1 protein-coding gene is annotated in these 676 nt (G+C 27.2%); it reads right to left on the bottom strand.

The features are described 5' to 3' along the window. Positions 1-644, bottom strand: a 644-nt coding sequence (locus tag MBORA_RS10750; protein WP_169805452.1) for an IS6 family transposase, incomplete at its 3' end; no start/stop codon positions are given. Positions 645-676 lie beyond the last annotated feature (32 nt).

Here is a 676-nt window from a genome sequence, read left to right as displayed (position 1 = left end):
ATGTATTCTATTGCTTCTTCGTAGGTTTCTTTTTTGAATAATTTGTAAAATATGCTTAAATATTCGTTGATTTCTATTTTGTAGTTGTTTATCATGTTTTTGGATTGTTTTTTGATTTGTGTTTCTGAGAGTTTAGGGTTTTGTTTTTTTAGATTGCTTTCATATTCTTTGCGTATTTGCTTTAGTTCTTCTCTAAGTTCTTCATTGATATTTAATAATAAGTGAAATGTGCAGTGTTGGTGATCAAATCCAATTTCTCTCATTATTTTATCATATCCTGGTTTTAAATCCGTTACAATTGCAATGGACTCTGTTGCTTTGATGCTGTTTTTTATAAAATTTTTTGTTGTTGCAGAATCTTCTTTTTCATTAATTAACTCTGCAATAGGCATTCGATTAATTAAATCAAATAATATATGTCTATAATACCATTTTCGCTCAATTCTAATCCATTGTACATCATAAGCAGCATAGCCTGAAAATTTCATATCAGTGTTAACATAATACAATCCATCGAAAGTTAAAAGAGATTTTCTAATCGTTTCATATGACATATTAATGCTATTAAAAACATTAAATGTCCAAGAAAGATTTCTTAATGAATCCCAACCTCTTTTTCGCAACTCAATTGCCTTGTTTTTCATTTTAGTTGAAAAATTACAGAAATCTTCATAAA

The organism is Methanobrevibacter oralis, assembly GCF_001639275.1.
Taxonomy (GTDB): Archaea; Methanobacteriota; Methanobacteria; order Methanobacteriales; family Methanobacteriaceae; genus Methanocatella; species Methanocatella oralis.
This window is presented reverse-complemented; position numbering and strand designations above follow the sequence as displayed.